This is a genomic window from Enterococcus sp. DIV0086 (assembly GCF_050498705.1).
Lineage (GTDB): Bacteria > Bacillota > Bacilli > Lactobacillales > Enterococcaceae > Enterococcus > Enterococcus faecalis.
The window spans coordinates 55964-80242 of record NZ_JBNIDN010000001.1 but is presented as its reverse complement, the minus strand read 5'-3'; the positions used below and the strand labels follow the sequence as shown (position 1 = coordinate 80242).

Annotated in this window: 19 protein-coding genes and 1 other RNA gene; 8 read left to right on the top strand and 12 right to left on the bottom strand. The window is 35.6% G+C overall.

Features of this window, described 5'->3' with window-relative positions; all coding sequences use genetic code 11:
* Positions 1 to 68: 68 nt before the first annotated feature.
* The 6 genes from addA to IGI63_RS00350 all read right to left on the bottom strand — a co-directional run bounded on the left by addA (position 69) and on the right by IGI63_RS00350 (position 11285).
* On the bottom strand, positions 69 to 3863 hold the full coding sequence (gene addA / locus IGI63_RS00375; protein WP_429975115.1) for a helicase-exonuclease AddAB subunit AddA: 3795 nt from the start codon (positions 3861 to 3863) through the stop codon (positions 69 to 71).
* Positions 3856 to 7446 (bottom strand): PD-(D/E)XK nuclease family protein, encoded by a 3591-nt coding sequence (locus IGI63_RS00370; protein ID WP_429975114.1) that lies wholly within the window; start codon positions 7444 to 7446, stop codon positions 3856 to 3858. Before IGI63_RS00370 ends, addA begins: the two co-directional genes overlap by 8 nt.
* A 110-nt stretch (positions 7447 to 7556) precedes the next feature.
* Positions 7557 to 8105 (bottom strand): signal peptidase I, encoded by a 549-nt coding sequence (lepB, locus tag IGI63_RS00365; protein ID WP_002358039.1) that lies wholly within the window; start codon positions 8103 to 8105, stop codon positions 7557 to 7559.
* Positions 8106 to 8326: 221 nt separating this feature from the next.
* Positions 8327 to 9046, bottom strand: coding sequence for a LutC/YkgG family protein (locus IGI63_RS00360; protein WP_002361597.1), 720 nt, complete (start codon positions 9044 to 9046; stop codon positions 8327 to 8329).
* Positions 9039 to 10511 (bottom strand): LutB/LldF family L-lactate oxidation iron-sulfur protein, encoded by a 1473-nt coding sequence (locus tag IGI63_RS00355; protein ID WP_429975113.1) that lies wholly within the window; start codon positions 10509 to 10511, stop codon positions 9039 to 9041. The genes IGI63_RS00360 and IGI63_RS00355 overlap by 8 nt, the downstream gene beginning before the upstream one ends.
* A 12-nt stretch (positions 10512 to 10523) precedes the next feature.
* On the bottom strand, positions 10524 to 11285 hold the full coding sequence (locus IGI63_RS00350) for a (Fe-S)-binding protein (RefSeq protein WP_202256040.1): 762 nt from the start codon (positions 11283 to 11285) through the stop codon (positions 10524 to 10526).
* A gap of 369 nt (positions 11286 to 11654) precedes the next feature.
* Between IGI63_RS00350 and IGI63_RS00345 the strand changes: the two genes are divergently transcribed.
* From IGI63_RS00345 to IGI63_RS00330, 4 genes are all read left to right on the top strand, one after another.
* A complete protein-coding gene (locus IGI63_RS00345; protein ID WP_002390077.1) occupies positions 11655 to 11942 on the top strand; it encodes a hypothetical protein in 288 nt (95 codons plus the stop codon).
* 180 nt (positions 11943 to 12122) lie between these two features.
* On the top strand, positions 12123 to 12308 hold the full coding sequence (locus tag IGI63_RS00340) for a hypothetical protein (protein ID WP_016615696.1): 186 nt from the start codon (positions 12123 to 12125) through the stop codon (positions 12306 to 12308).
* Between the two features lie 170 nt (positions 12309 to 12478).
* Positions 12479 to 13831 carry an amino acid permease gene (locus tag IGI63_RS00335; RefSeq protein WP_002390076.1) on the top strand — a complete coding sequence of 451 codons (1353 nt, stop codon included), beginning with the start codon at positions 12479 to 12481 and terminating at the stop codon, positions 13829 to 13831.
* Positions 13832 to 13940: 109 nt separating this feature from the next.
* The gene (locus tag IGI63_RS00330; protein ID WP_002388016.1) at positions 13941 to 14342 is read left to right on the top strand and encodes a YxeA family protein; all 402 of its coding nucleotides are present in this window, start codon (positions 13941 to 13943) and stop codon (positions 14340 to 14342) included.
* Here the strand turns inward: IGI63_RS00330 and IGI63_RS00325 are convergent.
* From IGI63_RS00325 to IGI63_RS00315, 3 genes are all read right to left on the bottom strand, one after another.
* Entirely contained in the window at positions 14339 to 15073 is a 735-nt protein-coding gene (locus IGI63_RS00325; protein WP_429975112.1) for a methyltransferase domain-containing protein, read from the bottom strand. The genes IGI63_RS00330 and IGI63_RS00325 overlap by 4 nt on opposite strands.
* Positions 15074 to 15142: 69 nt before the next feature.
* On the bottom strand, positions 15143 to 16738 hold the full coding sequence (locus tag IGI63_RS00320) for an ATP-binding cassette domain-containing protein (protein ID WP_429975111.1): 1596 nt from the start codon (positions 16736 to 16738) through the stop codon (positions 15143 to 15145).
* 124 nt (positions 16739 to 16862) lie between these two features.
* The gene (locus tag IGI63_RS00315) at positions 16863 to 18746 is read right to left on the bottom strand and encodes a collagen binding domain-containing protein (protein WP_429975110.1); all 1884 of its coding nucleotides are present in this window, start codon (positions 18744 to 18746) and stop codon (positions 16863 to 16865) included.
* 334 nt (positions 18747 to 19080) lie between these two features.
* On the opposite strand from IGI63_RS00315, the gene IGI63_RS00310 reads away from it, so the two are divergent.
* The 4 genes from IGI63_RS00310 (at position 19081) to IGI63_RS00295 (ending at position 22558) form a co-directional block, all read left to right on the top strand.
* Positions 19081 to 19386 carry a DUF898 family protein gene (locus IGI63_RS00310; protein WP_002360604.1) on the top strand — a complete coding sequence of 102 codons (306 nt, stop codon included), beginning with the start codon at positions 19081 to 19083 and terminating at the stop codon, positions 19384 to 19386.
* Between the two features lie 138 nt (positions 19387 to 19524).
* Positions 19525 to 19891: a transfer-messenger RNA gene (ssrA, locus tag IGI63_RS00305) on the top strand.
* A gap of 454 nt (positions 19892 to 20345) precedes the next feature.
* Complete coding sequence (locus IGI63_RS00300) at positions 20346 to 22097, top strand: DUF262 domain-containing protein (protein WP_002377851.1); 1752 nt, start codon at positions 20346 to 20348, stop codon at positions 22095 to 22097.
* Between the two features lie 266 nt (positions 22098 to 22363).
* On the top strand, positions 22364 to 22558 hold the full coding sequence (locus tag IGI63_RS00295) for a hypothetical protein (protein WP_002360606.1): 195 nt from the start codon (positions 22364 to 22366) through the stop codon (positions 22556 to 22558).
* A gap of 366 nt (positions 22559 to 22924) precedes the next feature.
* On the opposite strand, the gene IGI63_RS00290 is transcribed toward IGI63_RS00295, so the two are convergent.
* The 3 genes from IGI63_RS00290 to IGI63_RS00280 all read right to left on the bottom strand — a co-directional run bounded on the left by IGI63_RS00290 (position 22925) and on the right by IGI63_RS00280 (position 24170).
* A complete protein-coding gene (locus tag IGI63_RS00290; RefSeq protein ID WP_033625701.1) occupies positions 22925 to 23110 on the bottom strand; it encodes a hypothetical protein in 186 nt (61 codons plus the stop codon).
* The gene (gene entV, locus IGI63_RS00285) at positions 23095 to 23607 is read right to left on the bottom strand and encodes an enterococcin EntV (RefSeq protein ID WP_002358120.1); all 513 of its coding nucleotides are present in this window, start codon (positions 23605 to 23607) and stop codon (positions 23095 to 23097) included. Before entV ends, IGI63_RS00290 begins: the two co-directional genes overlap by 16 nt.
* Before the next feature lie 359 nt (positions 23608 to 23966).
* Positions 23967 to 24170 carry a DUF378 domain-containing protein gene (locus tag IGI63_RS00280; protein ID WP_002381996.1) on the bottom strand — a complete coding sequence of 68 codons (204 nt, stop codon included), beginning with the start codon at positions 24168 to 24170 and terminating at the stop codon, positions 23967 to 23969.
* Positions 24171 to 24279 lie beyond the last annotated feature (109 nt).

Below are 24279 nucleotides of genomic sequence, written 5' to 3'. Positions count from 1 at the left end.
TTCCTCACCTCTTCAATGAGTATAGCACATTCCTTACAAAATGTAAGTGTTTCTGCTTCTAATTTTTTCTACTTTATAAAATCTACAACATTTCCTGTCTGCATGTCAATAATTACTCCTCCATTTAATAAAATTAAATAGACGTGCGACACCTCTTTATGCGTTGCCTCTTGTAGCGCTCTACGATAAAGATTCATCTGTCCGCGATACCGTTCGACAATTTCAGAAATCGCTTGGGGAGAGGTGCCTTTTACATGATCGGTTTTATAGTCATACAAAATGCATTGATTGTCTAATTCGATATAGCCATCAATAATCCCATGAATTAATAAATCATCTTGTGTCGTTTCTGGATAATTTTGAATGAGCTCTTCTGCTTCAATCAGCATAGAAAAAGGTTGTTCCCTTCTAACGGTTTGATGGTGTTGAATCAATTGTTTTCCTAAGGCGGTGTCAAAGAAGGCCACGATTTGTTCCAGATTCATTTTTTCAGCAATTGCTGGTAAAATCAATTTATTTTCCACTAAGCGTTCTTGAACAGCTCGCACTTCCTCGTAAGAAGGTTGCTTACTTAAATCAATTAGTTGTAATAAATAATGGGTTGCTGTCCCAATTTCAGCTGCTGAGGGCGCTTGAACCGTATCTAAAAATTTAGGCTTACTTAAATCTCCTTCAATCATTCGATTGACAATCAACGGTTGCGCTTGAATAGTATTGTCTTCCCGAACCTCAATTTTACCAATTTCTTTGTTATCAGGGTCATCAAATACTCGCTTGATTTCAGAAACAGACTGATAACTGGTGGTCCGAGTAGCCATTTCAAACGGATAATTGAAACTTAACCGTGCAAGGCCACGATTGATTTTGTCAGCAGATAATTGCGCTTTTTCGGCTAAATCCTCTGCTTGTCTTTCTGGCAATTGTAATTGCTGAATGGCTGCTCGTAGTTGTTCTTCGTTGAACCACTGAATATGAAAGTTAGCTGGGTGCTTTTTGACTTGCGGAACGTTACTTACTACTACTTCTTGCTGATATTCATCGGCTTTTTGATGGCGTACCAATGTCATCCCAACCCAATTCATTAAACTACTTTTACTTTGCAAGCGATTTTCAGCTGGTAGCACCAGTGTTTCTACATCGCCAACTTTCAGCCACTCTTTCCACATCGCCGCTTGGTCTTTATAGGAGCCCACCAGAAAAAGTTTCTGTTCTGCACGTGTCAACGCCACATATAACTTCCGCATTTCTTCGGATAGTAATTTTCTCAATCGTACTTGTTTAATCGCCAAAAATGGTAAAGTATCGTACATAACTCGTTCTTCAGGTTGTAAATAACGAATGCCTACCCCTAAATTTTCTTCAAAGATATAGCGTTCATTCAAATCACTGACATTAAATTCTTTGGTCATATCTAAAACGAATACCACCGGAAATTCTAACCCTTTACTAGCGTGAATCGTCATGACGCGTACGGCATTCTCTTCACTTAAAACGACTGGTTCCGCTAAATCTTTGTCTTTTTCTTGCATTTTTTCGATGAAGCGAACAAATTGAAATAATCCGCGGAAGGTTGTTTTTTCATACGCCGCGGCCCGATCGACCAACGCATATAAATTGGCTTGGCGTTGTTTGCCAACAGGCAACCCGCCAACATAATCAAGGTAGGCCGTTTCCCGATAAATCGTCCACAGCAAGGTGCTAATCTGGTTGCGTCGAGCCTGTTCCCGCCATTTTTCTAATGATTCAGCAAAACGTATAGTTTTTTCCTGAACAACTGCTTCCTCCATGGTTGGTTCCATCTTTTGATTAAACGTTAAAAATGCTTCGTAGTAACTGGTTTCCTTATTAGCCAAACGAATAAGCACTAATTCATTTTCTTTTAATCCAACAATTGGTGAACGTAACACAGCTGCCAAAGGAATGTCTTGATAAGGATTATCAATCAATTGAAGCAAGGCAATCATTGTACGAATTTCCGTTGCTTGGAAATAATTTTGAGCATCATTGACTTGAACTGGAATTTCTAATGATTTAAAAACATCTAAAATAGTTAAATTATTTTTCTTCGTAGGCGTTAATAAGACAATATCTTGATAAGTAATCGGTCGATCCGTTTTCAGCTTTTTATCATAAATCAAGAAATTTTGGTCAATTAATTCACGAATTTTCAAAGCAGTAACGTAAAGTTCCCCTTCTGTCTTATCTTCAATCAACAACTCAGGGGATTGTAATTCTGGAAATTCAACTGATTCTGTTGCTTTTTTTTCATAAATTAGCAATTCAGTTGAATAATCAGCCGCCTCCGAAAATTGATCAAAACCATGAACCAAAGCGGCTGACTCATCGTAAGCAATTTGGCCCACTCGCTCATCCATTAATTGACTAAATACTAAATTCGTAAAGTCTAAAACGTCTTTGCGGGAACGAAAATTTTCAGCTAGAATAATTCGTTTGCCCTCTTTGCCTTGCCCATACTGATTGTATTTTTCAATAAACAATGTAGGATCTGCCAAGCGGAAAGAATAAATAGACTGTTTCACATCTCCTACCATAAAAAGGTTTCCTTCTGCGCTAAGCGGGCGGCGCAACCAATACAAAATAGATTCTTGTAATTGATTGATATCTTGGTATTCATCGACTAACACTTCATCAAATTTTTCGCGATAGTAAAGAGAGGCTTCTGATGCTTGCCAGCCATCTGCCTGATTTTTCGCTAAAATAGCTAACGTATAATGTTCTAAATCGTTAAAATCCACTAAATTTTTAAGCCGTTTTTCTGCGCCATAGGCCTCCATAAATTGTTTCCCCACGTGAGCCATTTCTTGAACAATGGGCGTGGCCTCTTTCAAGACTTGTTTCATGGCATCTGGGGAAAGTGTAAACAGTTGCTTTTTCAAATCATTTAACGCTTTTTTATTTTGTTCTCGTAACTGTTTGGCTTGTTCCGCGGTCGGTTTCAACTCTTCGACACGAACCGTTGGGTAGCGTTCAAAGCTCAATAATTCAGTCAAATTATAGGCGCTTTCTAAATCATTTCTCTCTAAAAATTGTAAAAATTGTTTTGTTTGTTCCTTTTCATTTTGAGCTAAATACCAAATCTTTTGAAGTTTCTCTTCGCCCTCTGTTAAGGTCACCATTTCTTCGTAACGCTGAAGAGTTCGTTGTAATGTCTCAACGGCTAGCGGTTTTAAATACGTCTGAAATAACGTTGATTCGCCTAGCTGATCACCTACTTCGTAGGCTTGTGTTAAGCCATTAATCCACGCCTCTGGATCAGGATTGGCTTTGGCAAATTCATAAAAAGAAAAAATTAAGTTAGTGAGTCCGTCATCACTACGATCATTGGAAAAATTCGCTGTTAATTGGTAAAATTCTTCTTGATTTTCCGCATAAAATTGTTCACGTAATGCATCCCAAACATCTTCTTTTAATAACAATGTTTCTGTTTCATCTGTTAACATCCGAAAAACTGGATCTATGTCAATTAAATAATAAAAACGACGAATAACAGTTAAACAAAAGGCATGTAACGTGCTGATATTGGCTGTTGGCAAAAGAGCAATTTGACGAGAAAAATGCCGTCTTCTTTCTGGATTTTGTTCTTCATTCATTGCCTTTTGTAAAGCCACTTGGATACGTTCTTTCATCTCACGGGCGGCGGCTTCAGTGTACGTCACAATCAAGAGACGATCGATATCGACGCCGCTTTTGACTTTTTCAATGACACGGCGGACTAAAACAGTGGTTTTTCCTGAGCCAGCCGAAGCAGAAACTAAGATATTTTCATCGCCATCAAACACCGCTTGCCATTGACTGTCGGTGAATTGCTCATTGGCTGGACGTAGTGGAATTGTTTTACTCATCTTCGGTTGCTCCTTCCTCATCTTTGTTTAACAAGCGCGCCATAATTTCCTCTTTGGATAAATTCTCAATACGATTATAATTATTTTCTTTTAACATCACATCAAAATCACAGACACTTCGAAACGGACAATAGCGACAAGCAATCCGTTCCTTGCCTTGATAAGCGGGATTAAGTTGAACTTCGCCGCCAATAATTTGATTCCCCGCTTCAATAAATTTATTTCGGTTATGGGAAAGCAACGCGCCTAATTCTGGTTCTGTCACAAATTTATCTTCTTGGCGACGACCAGGTTTAATTTGTTCTTTGGCGGATTCTTCAATCGGAAACAGCAACGAACTTTGTTTAGCTTGCAGACTCGTATCTAAATGATCCAATAAATCTGGGTCTTTCATCAAAAGACCATCAAACTGATATTTTTTAAGCATTTGTTGTTCAATGTCGTCTTTGCCTTCATAAGATAACGTAGGATTGTGTACATGCAGATAAAGTGAGCCAGCAGGTTTAGCTTCTTGGCCAACTAATTGCACAGCATCCATTAAAGCCACATCCAAGTACGTCAGCATTTGCATGGCTAAGCCGTAATACGCTTCTGTCATATTAAATTTACGGTGACTCGATTTATAATCAATCACACCTAAATAGGTTGATTCGGGTGTAACCAATTGATCAATCCGGTCGATTTTTCCCCGAACATGAATCTTCCCTTGATTTTTTAATGGTAATTCCAAACCAGAAATTCCTTTTTTAGCGGCAATTTGGCCAAATAACACTTCTGTTTGAACAGTCGTCATGCCACTTCGTTGGCTTTGGCGTTTCAGCGCCCAACTGACTTTTTTAATTGTTTGACTCAATTGATAGCGAATATAGTTCATGCGACTAGAGGTCGTTAATACAGAAAAACGTGCATCCCCTAAAATACTATTTAGTACTTCCTCCGCCAATAAATTGACTTCCTGATCGGTTAATTCAGATAAGTTCCGTTGATTCATAATCAATAATTTAAAGAACTGATCCAATGCTTCATGGAAAAATTCTCCTGTAGCTGCTGGTGAAAGCCCAAAGACATCTCTTTCTTTCAAACGTAAGCCATAGCGAGAAAAGTATTGATATTGACACCGATAAAAACTCTCCATCCGAGAAACGGATGTATAAATATCTTTACCATATAAAGGTTCTGCTAAGACCTCATCAATCTTTTCAGGAATATTTTGATGCGTTAAACTTTCGAAAACTTGCTTGGCTAGCGGCGCAATTGATTGGTTCATTAGCGCTTTTTCCATATTTAACCAGAAAGGCAACAATCCTTCTTGTGTTTCTTTCCGTTGTCTTTTCAAACGCGTTAATTCACCGATTAACGTCCGATACGTACTAATATGGGCTAAACTGGTCGTTTCATCATCGAAAATGGTTGTTTCATTTTTTTCAAAAACGGGCAAGTTTAAATCTTTTTGGATATTTTTAAAATAAGGAGACGGTTTGACTTCTTGAGCGGTATCTTTAACACTTGGATAGGTTAAATATAACCGTTCTCGCGCTGAAGAAAAGACAAGATACGCAACATAAGGTTCTTGCGCAATTTTGCGTCCGGTTGTCCCACGTAAATATTGGTTTTCCGTTAACGTATCATTGATTGTCTGACGTTCTTCATCAGACAATAGTGTTTTATTTTCAATCTTTTGTGGAAAAATTTCTTCCGTCATCCCAATAGCAAAAGTAACCTTGGCAGCGCCAGGTCGAGTTAAATCCATTGCGCGAACTTGTACTTGGTCAATCGCTGTCGGCACTTTACTATAGTGCAAACCTTCCAAGCCACTAATAAATATTTCTTGAAACGTTGTAAAATCAAACGAACTTTCTCCGTAAACAGTGACATATTCATCTAGTAACGACATCAATGCATCCCAAGTCTGTTCATGGTTACGAGCTGTTTCTAGTTGACCTGCTTCGATAGCTTGTAAGCGCCACATTTTTAATTGTGTTGCCACACCACTTTGCAGTAAAAAGTGATAGAAGACGGTCGCTGCTTCCAAACCAGTTTTGGCACTTATCATTGCTTGAAAGTAACTAGGTAACAGCCGTTGAAGCGATTGACGAATCGCATTTGATTCTTCTTCCATCGTAGCGACATCTTCTTGCTCTTCCGCTTCAAAATCATACCGAATAAATTCCCAATCTTTTTCTTGCGACCAATAATAACCTTCATAGCCGTATGCCAGGACCACATTTTCGGTAATATCAACTTTTCTGCGCCAAGCGTTCCGTTGGTTTAACCAATCAGTCAAGCTTTCTTCAGAAGTAGCGAGTTGATTCATTGGCATAAATAATTCCGTTCTCAAAAAACGGAGCACATCGCGATAACGATAATTGTACGAATGAATAGCAAATAAAGATTCAATCCATTCGACTAAAGGATGCCGATCCATAGCCATATCTCGGTCGACATAAACAGGAATCTCGTGTTCCGCAAAAATCGGTTCTAATAAATTTTCATAACAATCTAAATCACGAGTCAACACCTGAATTTCTTTGTACCGATACCCTTCTTCCACTACTAAACGGCGAATTTCGGTTGCAACATGTGTTAATTCTTCTTTAACGTTTTCAGCACGCCACAGAAATAAGCCATCGCCTCTCCAGTCAGTTGTGCTTAATGGAGGCAGGTGCTCTTGCGATTGAATCCAATAATCATTTAATCCTTGCAAGTCTGGGTTTGTAATTAATACCTCTTTCTTTTCCACATAATCTGAAAGAATCGGGATTTGCTTCTGTCTTGCTAGTTGATAAAGCTGATGATAGGTTTGTCCCGCTTCATAAAATAACGACCGCGGATCAGGTAAGTCATGCGGATATTGTTTGTCCAATACGAGGGCTACTTTCACAGAACCTGCTTGCGCCATTAGCACTTCAATCAACTTTAATTCTCTGGCAGTAAACTGCTGATAGCCTGAAATAACGAATTGAACATTCGACAAATCAACCGTTTGTAAATACTCGCTTAAATGTTGAATAATCTCCGCTGATTCATAGCCATACTGACTCATTTGTAATTGGAATCGCGAAAAAATTAACGTTAAATCTTGAAACTTAAGTTGTAAATCTTGTCCTTTAGGGTTCTCCGTTTGTTTTTCTAAAAATGGATAAAGCTCCGCAATCTCAATATTGCCTTCGCGCATTTCTTGATAAAGCTGAAATAGTTGCTGAATAAAGCCAGGCTTGTTAATTTCACCTCTAAAAATTTGTAACTCTTCTTCTGCTTCTACTAAAATTTTGCGAAAAATCATCGCAGCACCTGCGTCAGATAAAACATCTGCCGAGTAAAAAGGTGTATGTTGTAAATAGTACCAAGCCAAACGATAAAAACTAAAAACCTGCAGACGGGTACTGGTTATTGAATCAGACGTAGTTGTCTGTAATTGACGTAACTTTTGCAAGACTTGAATTTCTTGCTCAAACTTAATATGGTTCGGGACTAAATAGAATACTTCATGCTGTGCGTCTTCCTCTAGCCATTGTTTTGTCGCCTGTATAAGTGGCGCTTCTAAGTCTGCCACGGCGGTTCCTCTAATAAACTGCACACTCATGGTTTCACATCCTTTTCCTTTGCACTGCCTTTATTTTACCACAAAAGAAGGACGGAAACATGTGTTTGTTTTTACACATTTCCGTCCTTCTCTTTTACTCATTGTATCTTTTATTGTTTTGACACTTCTGGTATTGGACCAAACCGTGAGAATGGCCACATAACAAATTTCACTTCACCCAAAATATCTTTTTTATGAATAAAACCAATGACACGACCGTCTTTTGAATTCCGTCGATTATCACCTAAAACAAAGTAGCTATCTGCTGGTACTTTTTCTTTTAATGAAAAATCGCCTGTCAAAGGTTGACCATCTGTTAAGGCTTTTTTAAATTCATCTAAATAGGGTTCGTCAACTTCTTTTCCATTGATGTACAACGTATCATCCTTGTACGCAATTGTATCTCCAGGTAAACCAATCACACGTTTAATATAATTTTTATCTGGTTCATCTGGCGCTGGGAAAGTAATAATATCGAAACGATTAATTTCTGTGTTTTTTAATGTAATTACCCGTTCACCATCTGCTAACGTTGGATCCATTGAATGACCTCTCACTACGACAGGCGTAAATACAAATTGTCTCAGTAAAAACAGACCCAAAGCTAAACAGGCAAAAAAGACGACTGTTTTAATTAATTCTTTTGATTTCAAACTCATTCCTCCAAAAACCTTATTATCTTATGTCTCATATTCTACCACAAAGTAAATCAATCCTATAGTGCTTAACACTCAATTAATTTTTATGTACGCTTTTTTTACAAAATGATCAGAAAAAAAACGTATTTCTTTCAAATTTGATTCTTACTTTTTTGATTCTGCTCATAAAAAAAGCATAATCAATTCTAAAAAAGGGCTGAATTGATTATGCTTCTAGCGTTTTAGCGATCCATCACAACCACGTAACAAACTTCTAAAGGACCATGCAACCCGACAACCAGTTGCATTTCAATATCTCCTGAATTAGAAGGCCCTGAAATAAAGTGAATCGCTGAGCCGATTTTTTCGCCTTTTTCTATTTTTTCTGTATAAAAAGCTGCTGGCTGAGTCGAACGTGGAACGAGTTTGCTAAACGGTATAATTGAAATGTAATGCTTCGGTAAAAAATGTAAGGCTCTACCTTGTCCCGCATTGGACTCCACCACAATCGTTCCTGATTCAGCTAGTAAAAACTCAGCAAAGGCAATCGCAATATTTGCCTGAGCGGCTGTTTGAATATTCGCTTCTCGTTGCTCACTTCCAGGTTGCCATTGCTTAACAGAAACAGCCTCTAATGACTTAGCTAAATCAGCTAATCCATAGGCTTCAAAACGTGCATCTGTTGGCAATAAAAGATTGCCCCCACCAAACTCAGCAACAATTTGCTGAATCGTCGTCAGTAAATTTTCTTGTGTGGTTTCCACTAAGTTCGTGTGAATCGTTTCCACACGTTCTTTCACAATCGTTAATAGCTCTGCTGGTGTTTTATCTGCCAACTGTTCTTCTGGTAAATGATTAACTGGCTCAAATGGATGGGCCGAAACAGGCTGTTTTTCTACGCCTAATTTTTCTCGTAGATTTTGTAAAAAAGGTTCTCGATTTTGAATCGCTTCGTTAGTCATTTTTTTCACCTTCTTGATGTTTTTTGAACCAACTTCTGAAGTTTTCTGAATATTTTGGTGGTCTTGGCAAATCACGAACATCGGTCCAACCTTTTACTAACCCTGGTCCTTTATCAAGGTAGCCCCCATGATTGTACATGTTTTCAACAGTAATGTCTTTTTGTTTACTTAAAATGCCCGCTGCAGCATGATCGACTTTCATGGCTGCTTTAAACATTGCTGGTGAACCAGTGGCTTTACCTACCATACGCATTTGGAAATCTTCAAATCCATGTTTCATTTTCAGATCATCGGTCATCACTTTACGATGTTCAATTAATAATTCGTGCAATGGAATTTTCACAGGACACGTTTCCGTACATGCCCCACAAAGACTAGACGCATAAGGCAATTCCCCAAACTGTTTATATCCACCTAAAATTGGAGAAAGCACAGCACCAATTGGTCCTGGATAAATAGAGCCATAACCGTGCCCTCCAATATGGCGATAGACCGGACAAACATTCAGACAAGACCCACAACGAATACACTGTAAGACTGGCTGAAAGGCTGTTCCTAACGCTTTTGAACGTCCGTTATCCAAAATGACCACGTGAAATTCTTCTGGACCATCGGATTCATCCGCATTTTTTTGCCCGGCAAACGTCACATACGTTGTTAAATTTTGACCAACAGCACTTCTGGCTAAAAGGTTATCTAAAACCTCTGCTTCACGCATTGTTGGTACGATTCTTTCCATCCCCATTAACACGATTTGTGTCTTAGGAATACTGATGGTCAAATCAGCATTTCCTTCATTTGTATTTAAGTTAATTAAGCCGCTATCCGCAATAGCAAAATTACAACCTGTAATGCCAATCTCCGCTTCCAAAAAGAATTTGCGCATCACTTCTCGTGCACAGCGTGCCAAATTTACCGGGTCATTATCTCCTTGATACCCTAATTTTTTCGCAAAAACCTGACGAATCTGTTCGCGATTTTTATGAATACTTGGGAAAACAATATGTGACGGCTCATCCCAGTCATCCATTTGTAAAATGAATTCCGCCAAGTCTGTTTCCATCACACTGACATCGTCTAATCCCAATAACATTGGATCAATATCGACTTCGGTCGTCACCATTGATTTAGATTTCACAATTTTTTTCGCCTTTTTTTCTAGAACCACTTGTTTCACATATTCATTGGCCTCTTCGGCGGTTTGAGCAAAAAAGACTTTGCCACCTCGTTTGGCGACGTTATCACTGAACTCTTCTAAATAGTCAGGCAGATACTGAATTGTATGTTGGCGAATTTGTTCTCCCAGTTCACGCCATTGTGGCCAATTGCCTAAAGCTTCCCGCGCACCTTCTCGCTTCTCCCATTGGGCATCTTGTGCTTTGGCGACAGCCTTTTGCATAAACACATCTTTTTTACTTTCTTCAATTCGTTCACTTAACGGCTTATTGCTCGTTGATAATCCCACAGTTCTTCCCCCTTACCCTACCGATATGATTTGTGGTTGGTCCATGCGTGCTTCATCCACTTCGTGATTAAGGACTTCTGCAATATGCATAATCTTAATCTTTTTCCCATCACGATTGAATTTACCCCCGATATTCATCAGGCAACCCATATCCGCACTAATTAAAATTTCTGCGCCTGTATCAATCACATCGTTCATTTTTTCCGTCACCATTTGTTCAGAAATAGCTGGCATTTTCACTGAAAACGTTCCGCCAAATCCGCAACAATTTTCAAGATGTCCTAAAGGAATCATTTCTAATCCTTTCACATGATCCAACAAAACAAAAGGCGATTCTCGTTCATTTAAAATTCGCGTCATATGACAAGAACGATGATAAGTGGCTTTCCCATGTAACGTTGCGCCAACATCTTTGACTCCTAAGACACGATAAAGAAACTGACTAAACTCGTAAGTTCGCTCAGCTAAACGTTGTGCTTTTGGCCCATAAATAGGATCATCTGCTAAAAATTTGTGGTATTCTTTCATCATGCCGACACAAGACCCCGCAGGTCCCACCACATAATCGGCACCGTCAAAACTATCAATTTGATTCTTAAGCGTTGTCGTGCTCTCTGTCACATAGCCACTATTATACGTTGGCTGACCACAACACGTTTGGTTTGTTGGTAAAACCGTTTCACAGCCATAACGTTCCAAAACCTCTACCATTGCTTGCCCTACATTTGGAAAAAGTAAATCCACCACGCATGTCGAAAATATACTCACTTTCACGCAAAATAACCTCCTCGTTTTCTACGAAAAGGCTCCATGAAATTAATTGGGCGGCTGTCATTAAAAGTCACTTGGCTGTCGTCTCTAACTACTTCACAGTGCCTTTTCAACAAATACGTTATTTGTAACAAAAATCGTTTTTTAAAATGATTCTTATACAATAATTATTTTACCAGTATCTGGTTTTAACAGCAAACGATTCCAGAAATTTTGTGCATTTTCACACAAAAAAGGAGGCTTTTTTATAAAAGTTTCTTTTAACCCCTTTGAAATTCGTTTTTTCTGAAGAAAAGAGTGACGAAATTTTGAAATTTTGGTAAACTAAGAAAAAACGAGAAACGAGGGCCATGCATGTTCATTTCATTTAACATGTTTATTCTATTAATTGTTGCAACGATCCTAATGATTTTTCTGATTATCTATTTGACAGTCACTGGAAATGATAAAAATAATAAAAAGAAACAAAAGAAAGAAACAAAAAGAACTACGCCAACTTTAAACAAAAAAACAACCGTTCCCCCTTCTCAGAAGCCAAACGTTGTGACTGATGTTGCAAAAAAGAGCGAGCCAGAAAAGCAAGCCGTACAACGAACACAGAAACCAACCACTAGAGAGGACGAGACTTCTCAATTTACACGAAGCCAACGTCATAAATGAAAATGGGACATAAGTCGAGATGACTTATGTCCCATTTTCTAATTCTTAAGATAATTAGCTGAACAAAAAATCCGCTAGTTGTTTCACTTTTTCTTTTAATTAATGATAGTTTATTCTTCTTTTCAGGTGTATACTAAATGATTGAAAAGAGACTTTTACTAATTAGGAAGAGGTGATTTTTTGTCTGCAAAGCGGTTTATTCAATTATTCATTTGTTATGCTATTTCAATGATTGTCGCAATACTTTTAACGGACTTATTTAATTTATCGAGTCCTATAGCTTATTTAGTAGTGGCTAGTATCATCGGCTATGTAGTCATTACTGTTCCATTAACAATTATGACTCTATTAAAAAATAAAAATTAATAAAAAAATTGAGCGATTTTAATCACTTAAATTGCTCGATTTTTTTATTTTCATAATATTTTTCACTTATTTTTTCATTTTCATTGACAGAATAGTTGTAATTGTCAGAAAATTGTATATAATAAAGAAAGTTATTTTCATATTATTTTTTTTAATTAAAGGAGAATCCTATGAGTGAAACACAACAAACAACCTTAAAAAAACAATTAAGCTCGCGCCACATTACGATGTTAGCCTTAGGGGGAGCGATTGGCGCAGGTCTTTTTAAAGGAAGTGGCGAAGCAATTGGTATTGCTGGTCCTTCTGTTTTAATCGCCTTTCTAATTGGCGGTGCTGTTCTCTTCATCGTCATGAGTGGTTTAGGAAAACTTGTTTTAGATGGCGGAGACACACATCATGGTTTGTCTGGCTTAGTTCGACCATTTTTAGGTGCACATTCTGCTGATTTTATTGATTGGGTTTATTATTCCATGTGGACAATTAATATTATCGCAGAAGCGGTTGCCGCAGCTTCCTTTTTACAACTTTGGTTTCCTAATATTCCTGCTTGGTTTTTTGTTTTCATTTTAGCTATTTTAACGACGCTCATCAATCTTTACTCGGTTCGTTTATTTGCAGAAACAGAATATTGGTTGGCGTTTGCTAAAATTAGTGTCATCATTTTGTTAATTATTTTTGGTGTTTATCTAGTGGGACAGCAAATGCTAGGCAGTGGTGTCTTCCCTACTTTACAAAGTATCACCAAGCATGGTGGCTTCGCCCCACATGGCATGAAAGGTATTGTTAATTCTTTATTAGTAGTTATTTATTCTTATGGCGGTTCAGAATTAATCGCGATTACTGTCAGTGAAGCAGATGATCCTAAAAAAGCCATTCCTAAAGCGATTCGTGGTGTGATGGGACGGATTATTTCCTTCTATATCATTCCATTATTCTTACTTTTGATTATTTTCCCTTGGAATACATTAGCAGGCACAACGGTGAGTCCATTTGTTATGGTTTTTGAAAAAATGAATATTCCTTTTGCTGCTGACATCGTAAATTTTGTGATTATTTTAGCCTTGTTTTCTTCTATTAATTCTGGGGTATACGCCTCTTCTCGCCTTTTATATTTTCGCTTAAAAGATAAAAAAGGACCCATGAGTAAACTAGCGGTTTTAAACAAGCACCAAGTACCTCAACGTTCAGTTTTCTTCTGCGCCAGTGTTTTATATCTGGGCGTTATTCTTTCTTATTTTGTTGGCGATGAATTATTTGGTTACTTAGCCGGTTCTCTCTCTTACACTGTCTTGTTAATTTGGATTTTAATTAGCGCTGCGGCGTTTGTTCTTTCTTTAAAACGAGGGTCTCTCTTTGAAAAAAGTATTAATCTTCTTGCTTTAATCATTTTAGGCCTCATCTTTATTGGCATCTTATTTACAAATTCGTTAGGCGTTACTCTTTTAACAGGCCTATTGTACTTTGTTATTTTCTTTAGTTATCGTAAGAAAAATGATTCCTTTCTACTCTCTGATGAAAGCTAAATAGACCGAAAAAACGAACAGTTTTGTAAGATAACTGTTCGTTTTTTCGATGTTCAAAAGCCGTCTTCTTTTGCTATACTATTTTTGTAAATTGTTAGGAGGAGAAAAAATGAAAAAAATTGGCGCTATTTTATTGATTGGCGTATTGATTGTTGGTGGTTATATAAGCTATCGTTTTTATGCAGATACATATAAGGGTGAAAAAGCCTATGCACAAGTTCCTCTAGAAATTCCTGAAAGAAAACAAGCATTAAACAATCAAAAACAACCAGTCTCTGGTCTATATTCATTAAAATACGCATTAACTTTTGTTAAAAGTAATGGAAAAACGCAAGTCATGGATTACGAACGGACAGACAAAAATCCTCAACCTTTGGAACCAAATGCTTACATAGAAGCAACCATTAGTAAAAAAAGAATCATCCAATCTCCTGTCAAAATTGATAAAAAAGAGATACCAGAAAAAGCTTTCGCACAATTAAATAACCGAAAAACAACCAGCGATAATTAGTAATCGCTGGTTGTTTTTTTACATGAAATAACAATTAATTCATAAATAACGGTATGCTGATTTTGCTTAATTTCATGAGAACCAAAAATTTCTTGCATGCGTTGTTCTAAAATTGGAAGTGACCATTGTTCTTCAAAATAGCTGCGGAAAAAGTCTTTTGAAATAGTTTCTGATGCTTCAAAGAAAAATTTTTTTGTGAAAAAGGGTCGCTGTTCTTTTTTTAGAAATGCTTTGTATTTTGCCATCCAATTTAACTGCGGGTTGCTCTCTTGCTCAAAAGGAGAAAATAACGAATCTTGCTCTTCCACTAGCCGAAATATAAGACACCATTTCTCACTTAATTGGCACAATGCATTAACTTTTTCCGGCGTATCCAAGGCAGGATTCATGGCTGAAAAAACGACTTGAAATTTTTTCCCAGTCTCAATCAGTCTTTCTTGGCTTTGGTGAAGAAAAACAACGTTGCTTTGTGCTTTTGCTTCCGCAATCTCCAACATTCTCTGAGAAATATCGGCTAGCGTGTACTCCGTGACTTGCTCTTGAAAAAAAGGCAAATATCGTCCTGTCCCACCTGCGATATCCAGAAATGTCTGACACGGAAAAATGCCTTCTTGGACCAAGAAATCACGTAATTCTCGAGCAATTGGAAATGGCGATTCTTGTTGAATTTCTTCATATTCTTCTGCAAATTCATCCCAAAATTCCGCTAATTCTTGCTCATTATTATTCATCAACAGTTGCCCCTTTCTCTCAATTCTTATAAAAAGTGTAGCAAAAGAAGCGCCAAAGAGCTAACAAGTTCACTCATTTAAATCAATAATTTCATCTACAAATCGCAGGGTTTTAGGTCGATGAGTAACCAAAATAGTCAACTTATTGTGGGTAAATTTTTGTACTTCTTGTAACACTTTTTCTTCGGTCTTTTCGTCCAATGCAGAAGTTGCCTCATCTAAAATAAGGATCTCTGCTTGTGTAAATGCTAAGCGTGTGAAAGCAATCCGTTGTTTTTCACCACCAGAAAAATTCATTCCTTTTTCACTCACAATAGTGTTTAAGCCTTCCGGTAACCGTTCATAAAGTTCCCCCAACTGAAAACGATACATAGCTTCAATTACTTGTTCATCAGAAATTTCTTGATTCAATACAATATTTTCTTTCAACGTTCCTTGAAATATTGGCACATCTTGAGATAAATAAAAAACTTTTTCATAATAATCTTCCAAATTGAATTGTGTTAGAGGAAATTGATTCACATAAACTGTCCCCTCTGTCGGCTTCAATAATCCTAAAATCAATTTAATCAGGGTAGATTTACCTGTCCCACTTTTTCCAATCAAGCCATAGGTTTTATTCATTGAAAATTGTCGATTTTGTTGGGACATAATCGTTTGACTATCTACGCTAAAACACACATCTTTTAATGAAATTGTTTGAATTTCAGGTAACGCTTTGCCGGAAACCGCTAAGTCAGGATCATCTTCTTTTTTATAAAAATCTTCCAAGCGCTGATAGGCTACTTTATCCAAATTATATTGAACAAATAAAACATTAAATATGGCTATCGGCGTATAAATTCGATCGATATACATCACTATCGCTACAAGTCCACCTAAACTTAACGTCACGACGTTAGTAAAACTAAGTGCGACAATACTTACTTTGATAAGTGCGACTAACAAGGCAAAAAAGCCAAAGAAAAATTCATGGATCATAGTCATTTTTGTTATATTTTGACTATTTTCCTCTGCCATTAACGCGTAATTTTCAATCTCTTTTTTATATTTTCGATTAATTCTAAAAGTTACTAGTTCGGTCATCCCTCGTATCAAAGTAGCATTCATTGCTTCTTCAGAAATAAGTGTTTTTTCTTTCATTTTTTGTAGCTTTTTCAAAAGTATTTTGGTTAAAATAAATACAATCACATAACCAATTAGAATTGCTGGTAATAATTTTTTATCAATCAATGCTATGAAAAATAAATTAAATAACGTCTCTGGAATTAACTCTCGAAATAAGCGCCCATAAAAATTCAAGTGGATATTTCTCCCAGCTGCTGCACCAACTTCTACTTTTTGTAGTAAAGCTCCCGCTCCCAGTTTTAGATATTCTTCATAGGAAATCTTGCTCATTTTTATTAAACTTAATTTCTTCAAATAGAAATAGATGCCATTAGTTAAGTAAGCTTTCGGTTTCTGTTCACAGTAAGACAATAGCGGAATTAAAATAATTGTCGTTCCATACGCTACTAACAACCCTAGTTGGAAACTTTTTTGATAATGATCTAACAACTGTTGAAAAAAATAAATTGCTAAAGCACTACATAATGAAACAATCACACCAATCAAAATGTACCAAGTGAAGCTTTTCTGAAAGTGCGACCATATTTTTTTAGTCATTTACTCCCTCCTTTTCGAGCAGTACATACCTTACTGTAGCATAGTTTTTGATTGGCGCCTATCAACAATTTATCTCCAGATAATAGAAAAGCCCCCCAGCGAAAGCTGGATGGCTTTTCTATTGTTAATTCTTTCTGATTTGTAGATAACTTACACCTAAAACGGCAAATGTACTTGCCAGTATTCCTGCTATTAACATAAACGGTGTTTTTGTTGTGCCTGTTCTGGGAAGTTCTCGTTGCCCGTTTGCTTCATTTAATTTTTGAATTGGTTCACTAAGCAGTTGGGGAGCCAACTGTGGGCTTCCTTCATTTTTCAATGTATTTAATGGAGCGTTTAGTATTTGTGGTTGATTTTTTGATGTAACATTTTTATTTTTCTCCACAGTTGTTTCTGTGAATGGCTGTTTTTTCTCAGTTGTAGTAATTTCTTTTGTTGGCGAGACATGAACTTCTGGTTGGCTGCTTTCTGCAGTTTCCGTTGTGCCGTTCTCTTCAGTTGTCACACTTGGTTTTTCAGGAATAATTGGTGAAATTGTACCTAACGTTTCACTTTCATCTGGATTTTCTTCTTCCGTTGGTGAGACATGAACTTCTGGTTGACTGCTTTCTGCGGTTTCTGTTGTGCCGTTCTCTTCAGTTGTCACACTTGGTTTTTCAGGTATGATTGGCTCAATCGTGCCTAGTGTTTCACTTTCATCTGGATTTTCTTCTTCTGTTGGTGAGACATGAACTTCTGGTTGGCTGCTTTCTGCAGTTTCTGTCGTGCCATTCTCTTCAGTTGTCACACTTGGTTTTTCAGGTATGATTGGTACAATTGTACCTAACGTTTCACTTTCATCTGGATTTTCTTCTTCTGTTGGCGAGACATGAACTTCTGGTTGGCTGCTATCTACGGTTTCTGTTGTGTCTGTCTTTTCACTTGTTTCTGTTGCCTGTTCCGAAGTAGGTATCTTTGGTTCCCATTCTTCTATTGTCTCTAAAGGAATGTCTAAACTTTCTTCTGTTGGCATTTCCACATTTTGATTGCCGCTTGCCTCGCCTTCTACAAAAACATTTTTAACCTGTGATGTATTTTTTTCATTCATTGCGTCTTGATTGTTTAGTTGATAATTGATGTCATAACTATTTTCAAATGTTGCTTGATGTTGGCCTGCTTCTGTGATTGTCGAAGTGTAACGGACGATAAAGGAAGTAAAGCGTGCTTTATCCCGATAAAAACGTAAATTAAAGTCATTATCTGTCACGAAGTCAATTTTGCCATAACCTTGTTGCTCAAACTCGGCAAGTGAAATATATTTAGTTTCTTTGTCATTCACAATATCAAATGTAAAACTCTCTTTATTTAATTGTTGACCACTTCCTTGTCGATCCGCAATTGAAATATCTTCTGTGACATCGGATTTATTGAGGTTCACATTTAAAAACCAACGTACTTGATTTGACTCTCCAGCCAAATCGCCTACTTTATAAAAAAACGGATAGTCTCGCTCAATTTGGCCAGTCTCTGTGTTAGTCACTCCTTCAATTGTCAAACGTTGAGTCGCCGTTGCTGTTCCGAAATCCGTTTCTATCACATTCGGTTGCGAACTATTGGTGATAAGCGTTTTAATCCCGAAAGAAAAATGCCCGTTCACATTATGTAAAGATTCAACTTTTTCGTTAAATGTTGCTACAACATGATCTTTATAGATAAAAACTTCCCCTAAACCATTTAAATTGATTTTTCGTGGTGAGCCATCGTTCTCGGTCATTCCAACTAATGCATTTGGTAAAGTTAAAGTAATAGTATCTCCAGGTTTTATTTTCTGATTCTCTTTGTCACTAAAAGATACTTTAATGGAGGTCATCTCTCCTTGATATAAAGTAGTGTGATCTAATTCTACTTTGTCAACGATTGAACTTTTGCTCAATTCGGCGCCAAACGAAATTGGACCAATCAATAACGCCCCCGCAATTGGTAGAATCATTACCAACAGTAACACTAAAAATTTTACACTTTTTGTCATAAAAAATTATTCACCCTTCTTTTCTCTTATTTTTTCCACTTAGTGGTCTTTTTCAGAAGTTGACAATAGCAAAAAGATATGTCTCGTACAATATTAATGCTCATTTAAGTAGCCTTTTTTTAAAATTTCTAATTCACTTCCTAAGGAAAACGTTTTATTATGGTAGTTACATTAGATAACGTTTGTTACAAAATATCTAATGCTGCCAAGTTTGAGTTGCATAAATAACATATTTCACATCAATAATGAATAAAAATACTTATTTCATCCTCATTTTGTTTCCCAGGCCATTTATTCTTGTTATAATAAAGTTTATGAGATAAGGAGGAAAAGAATGAAAAATTCATATTTTGACGGTGGTTTAGCAACGTATATCGGGACTTCAATTTTAGCAACCTTGATTACTGTCTTTACATTAGGCATTTGCGCACCTTGGGGAATTTGTATGATGTACAACTGGAAAATCAAGCATACCGTTATTGATGGTAAACGCCTTTATTTTGACGGTACAGCTATGCAATTATTCGGTCATTGGATTAAATGGCTTTTATTAACTATAATTACTTTAGGAATTTATGGTTTTTGGTTGAATATCCGTTTGCAACAATGGATTACAAAACATACCCACACACTTTCATAAAAAGAGGAAGGATGAACTAAGTTACGGTCCATCCTTCCTCTTTTTATGAATATCTAACAGAGTGTTATCCTACTCTTTGAAAAAACAAGGAATTTATGCTATACTTTGATAAGTATCAAGGGATACTTATGTTATTTCGGGGGCGTTACGGATTCGACAGGCATAGTTGAGCTTGAATTGCGTTTCGTAGGTTACGGCTACGTTAAAACGTTACAGTTAAATATAACTGCTAAAAACGAAAACAATTCTTTCGCTTTAGCTGCCTAAAAACCAGCTAGCGAAGATCCTCCCGGCATCGCCCATGTGCTCGGGTCAGGGTCCTAATCGAAGTGGGATACGCTAAATTTTTCCGTCTGTAAAATTTAGAAGAGCTTACCAGACTAGCAATACAGAATGCCTGTCACTCGGCACGCTGTAAAGCGAACCTCTAAATGAGTGTCTATGAACGTAGAGATTTAAGTGGCAATATGTTTGGACGCGGGTTCGACTCCCGCCGTCTCCATTAAAAAGGAACTTGCTAAACGTTGTTAAATCAACGATTTAGTAAGTTCCTTATTTTCTTGGGAGTTGGACTGAACTCGGACTTTTGAGAAAAATCATAAAGAAAATAGAAAAAGGCATCAACTAATAATCAAAATTTGGTGAATACTTTCAAGAAAACATTATTAAAAAGGTAATCTTTTACATAACGAACCAATTTTCTGCTGAATAATTTCAATTTATTTAAATTATACTTGATTCGATTAGCTTCACATGGATATCCACTTTTTCTAAAATGAATCTCCATTGTAATTATTTCATATTTATGAATAGATATTCTAATGGATAAACCTGTAGAAATTTCGATTTATATTACCTTATAGAATCCAGATAACAAATTTGTATAATAAAAATAGATTCAATATTTTTGTATTTTATGTGGTAAAATTAATTAAATAATGTCAAAGGAGATTCTCAAAATGGGTTACGTAAATTTCACTATAAAAAATTTAATTAAGAAAATAGATAACAATGAATATGTACTACCTGCGCTTCAAAGAGAATTTGTATGGAAACCAGAACAAATTGAAAGATTATTCGATTCCATTATGAAAGGATATCCCATCGGCTCGTTCTTATTTTGGAACGTCCAAAATGAAAATATAAATAAATATGAATTTTATAACATATTAAAAGAATACCATCAAAGAGATGCTAGACATAATACAAAAATCAATATTTCACATAAAGATAGTGTTACAGCAATACTAGATGGGCAACAAAGAATAACATCTATCTATATAGCTTTGAAAGGTACCTACAGCTACAAAATAAAAGGAGCATGGAAAAATAATGACAATGCTTATCCTTCGAGACAGCTTTATTTAAATATCGTTTCTCCAAATTTAGATACCAACAAAGATGTTCAATTTGATTTTAGATTTTTAACTAATGAGGAAGCAGAAGATTTTACCGAAGATACTCTTTGGTACCCTGTCTCCGATATTTTGCAATTTGAAGTAGGTGAAATGTTTACTGTGATTGCTAGATATCAAGAGCTTTATCGGAAAAATTTTCCTAATGAATCCGTTGAAAAAACAAGTTATATTATGAATTCTTTAGGAACTTTACATCAAATGATGGAAAAAGATATATTGGCATATTATGAAGAAAACTCACAAGAAATTGATAAGGTTTTAGATATCTTTATCAGAATGAATAGCGGTGGTACTACGCTAACTTATTCTGACCTTTTGCTTTCTTTAGCGACTGCTAAATGGCAAAATCTGAATGCTCGAGAAGAAATTTATTCATTAGTTGATGAACTAAATATGATAGGAAACGGTTTCAATTTTAACAAAGATAATATTTTAAAGGCTGCTTTAGTGTTAACTGATAAAAAGAATATTAAATTTAGAGCTTCCAATTTTGACAAACAAACCACAAACCTAATCGAAACTAACTGGGAAAAGACAAAAAAAGCAATATCTTTAGCAGTGAATTTACTTTCAAATTTTGGGTTTAATGGAGATACTTTAATTGCTAATAGTGTAATCATCCCTGTTGTTTATTACCTATACAAAATTGATTGCCCAAATAACTATTTAGAAGCTGATAGATACTTAAATGATAGGAATAAAATAAAATATTTTGTTCAGATTTCTTTGTTAAAAAGAATCTTTGGAGGAACTCCAGACTCAATATTACTTAAAATGAGAGAAAATATGCAGGATTTATCCGAAGGGTTCCCATTGTCAAAACTTCTTAAAGTTAGAGATACAAACAAATCTTTAATCATAACGGATGAAGACATTGATTATTTACTAGATACAAAAATTGGAAAGTACTCTTTCACACTTTTATCGGTAATTTTTCCAGCCATAGATTTAAAAAATAAGTTTCACCAAGATCATATATTCCCTTCAAGCAAATATAAAAATAAAAAGAATTTAAGAGAAATAGGTTATTCAGAAGAAGAAATAACATTTATTGTTGAACACATCGATACAATTGTAAATTTACAATTACTAGAAGGCATTCCTAATACAGAAAAAAATAATAAGTATTTCGATGATTGGATATTAAAAAGATATAATTCTAACGAGGAACTGGATTATTATCTAAATAGGAATTTACTAAATAAAGTTTATAAAAAGAATGAATTCATCCAAATGTATACAGATAGGAAGGAAGAATTAAGAAAAAGACTGCTACAAAACTTATCTTTTTAGCCATCTTTTCAATTACTAATAACTATGTTTTATATCAAAGCTAGATAGTATAGAAATAAACTAACCCTATTATTCTTGCTAGTATTCCCTTCTCTATAGAATAATTCTAGCAAGAATAACATGAATAATAAAAATTATGTATTACTATTATTAACTATCGTGTTAGTCGGTTTAGTACTGACACTTTTTACTGTAATTAATTGGATTACTTACTCAGTGATCTTGTTAATTGTAGGCATATTAAGCAAAAGAAAGTAGTTGATTAAATGACTTACACTGAAAAAATCGAAAAATTAATAGACCTAGATTTAACGAGCTATCGTATTGCAAAAGAAACTGGAATCAGCACGCAATACATTGACAAAATCAGAAGTGGAAAAACAGCTATTGAAAATATTGGACTTGGAAAAGCGGAAATATTAGTAAAGTATTTTGATGATTTAGAAAAAAACATATCTTGATATGATGTAGTTTTTAGCTTCTATATTTCTAATATCAATATTTTTTTCAACATCTTTTTTGATTCACAAAAAAAGACCCCCAAAAATTCTGTAGAATTAAAGTTACTGAACCCATTCTAAGTAGGAATCAAGTTATGCTAAGCTTATCAAAGAAACATTGAATAGTTTAAACCTGAATGTTATATAGGATACTTATATTTCTACCTTAAGTGTAATGAAATTTCTATGGCTTTTTTATAAGTATTACCTCTTAAACTGTTAATGTGGTTGTCGTGAACCATCTACATAACAGGTCAATAAAAAAATAAAGAGAAGGCTCGTTACCTCCCCTTACACTTCCTATCACATTATCTTTCTAAAACCACTTCATTTTCTTTTTCTATTGGTGATTTTGGGTATTGCATAGAACATGGCTAAAAATATTATTGTTATCAAAAGAGTTTTTAAGATTTCAATTTCTCCTGAATCTATCCAAGTATACACAAAAGCGATGATAAAAGTAATTACTATTTCCGTAACATGATCTTTTAAATTCATTAACTTAACCCACATTGAACTGCCCATAAAGCTAGTTGTCCAGCTACAATAATAGCATTCGTCTTTAACCCATTGGCTTTAGCGAAGCGTAATACAGTCACTGCTAATTCTTTCCAGGCTTTCTTTTGTGCAGCTTTTACAATTGCGCTGATACTAATCATTGCAAAAAACTCATCTTTGATTTTGTTAGCAACGCAACTTCCTAATGCATTCCAATTAAAACGTGCTTGAACTACTGTTGAAGCATCAGAAATATTTACATTTAACTCTTCCTCAACTGAAGAAATCTCTTGCTGAGCAAAATTATTTTTGACATAGTTTTTAAAGTTATCTTCCGTCACTCCATTCGCATACATTTCTTCCAGTCCTTTTGCTACAGCCTCAACTTCTGAATCCTCTAGCTGGTCAGATGCATAAACACTTGTACCAGCGCTGATAAAAATACCTAATGTCATTAGTAATGCCATCGCCAAACAAAAAAATTTAGCCTTTTTTGTCACCTGTAATTCCATAAATAAATCCCTACTTTCTTTTTCCTTGTTATAATCATAACAAGGAAAAAGATAATTTATCATCAAAATCCCTATTTGATGCTTATATTTTCCTATATATCCTAGAGCTGATTTTTCTCACTAGTGATCACATCAATTTGAACTAATGATTCAAAAAAAGACACAGGTTATTTGAGGTACGTTCGAGGTAATGCTAGGTTCTATTTTGAAAACAACGCAGCTCTCTTGAAATGTTTTTTGAGCTTGTCTAAACCTTCTGAAACGAATATAGAAAATAAAAAAAGAGTCCCCTTTCTCAAGGAAACTCTCAATTGCTAAGTCAAAATAACTTCACGTTATCTAAATCTTTTAAATCAATCCTATGGTTCGCGGAACAAAGGAGCTAAAAACTTAATAGAATAAATCGCACAAATTCCGACAATAATATAGATAATTTTTGCTAATGGTGTGGTTGCACCACCACTAATTGTTGCAACTAAATCAAAATTAAATGCACCAACTAATAACCAGTTTAAACCTCCGACAATCAATAAAATTAAAGCAATAATATCCAGATATTTCATTTTTAACACTCCTTCCAAATTTGATAAGCCAAGAGTAACACGTTTATTCTTTATTTACGAAAATAATGATTCAGGAAAAAAACTTTTTTCAATTATTTTCTCAAATCAT

Coding starts and splice junctions, on each gene's coding strand:
- addA (WP_429975115.1), bottom strand. CDS start 3,863: ATGAGTAAAACAATTCCACTACGTCCAGCCAATGAGCAATTCACCGAC.
- IGI63_RS00370 (WP_429975114.1), bottom strand. CDS start 7,446: ATGAGTGTGCAGTTTATTAGAGGAACCGCCGTGGCAGACTTAGAAGCG.
- lepB (WP_002358039.1), bottom strand. CDS start 8,105: ATGAGTTTGAAATCAAAAGAATTAATTAAAACAGTCGTCTTTTTTGCC.
- IGI63_RS00360 (WP_002361597.1), bottom strand. CDS start 9,046: ATGACTAACGAAGCGATTCAAAATCGAGAACCTTTTTTACAAAATCTA.
- IGI63_RS00345 (WP_002390077.1), top strand. CDS start 11,655: ATGTTTATTCTATTAATTGTTGCAACGATCCTAATGATTTTTCTGATT.
- IGI63_RS00335 (WP_002390076.1), top strand. CDS start 12,479: ATGAGTGAAACACAACAAACAACCTTAAAAAAACAATTAAGCTCGCGC.
- IGI63_RS00330 (WP_002388016.1), top strand. CDS start 13,941: ATGAAAAAAATTGGCGCTATTTTATTGATTGGCGTATTGATTGTTGGT.
- IGI63_RS00325 (WP_429975112.1), bottom strand. CDS start 15,073: ATGAATAATAATGAGCAAGAATTAGCGGAATTTTGGGATGAATTTGCA.
- IGI63_RS00320 (WP_429975111.1), bottom strand. CDS start 16,738: ATGACTAAAAAAATATGGTCGCACTTTCAGAAAAGCTTCACTTGGTAC.
- IGI63_RS00315 (WP_429975110.1), bottom strand. CDS start 18,746: ATGACAAAAAGTGTAAAATTTTTAGTGTTACTGTTGGTAATGATTCTA.
- IGI63_RS00310 (WP_002360604.1), top strand. CDS start 19,081: ATGAAAAATTCATATTTTGACGGTGGTTTAGCAACGTATATCGGGACT.
- IGI63_RS00300 (WP_002377851.1), top strand. CDS start 20,346: ATGGGTTACGTAAATTTCACTATAAAAAATTTAATTAAGAAAATAGAT.
- IGI63_RS00295 (WP_002360606.1), top strand. CDS start 22,364: ATGACTTACACTGAAAAAATCGAAAAATTAATAGACCTAGATTTAACG.
- IGI63_RS00290 (WP_033625701.1), bottom strand. CDS start 23,110: ATGTGGGTTAAGTTAATGAATTTAAAAGATCATGTTACGGAAATAGTA.
- entV (WP_002358120.1), bottom strand. CDS start 23,607: ATGGAATTACAGGTGACAAAAAAGGCTAAATTTTTTTGTTTGGCGATG.
- IGI63_RS00280 (WP_002381996.1), bottom strand. CDS start 24,170: ATGAAATATCTGGATATTATTGCTTTAATTTTATTGATTGTCGGAGGT.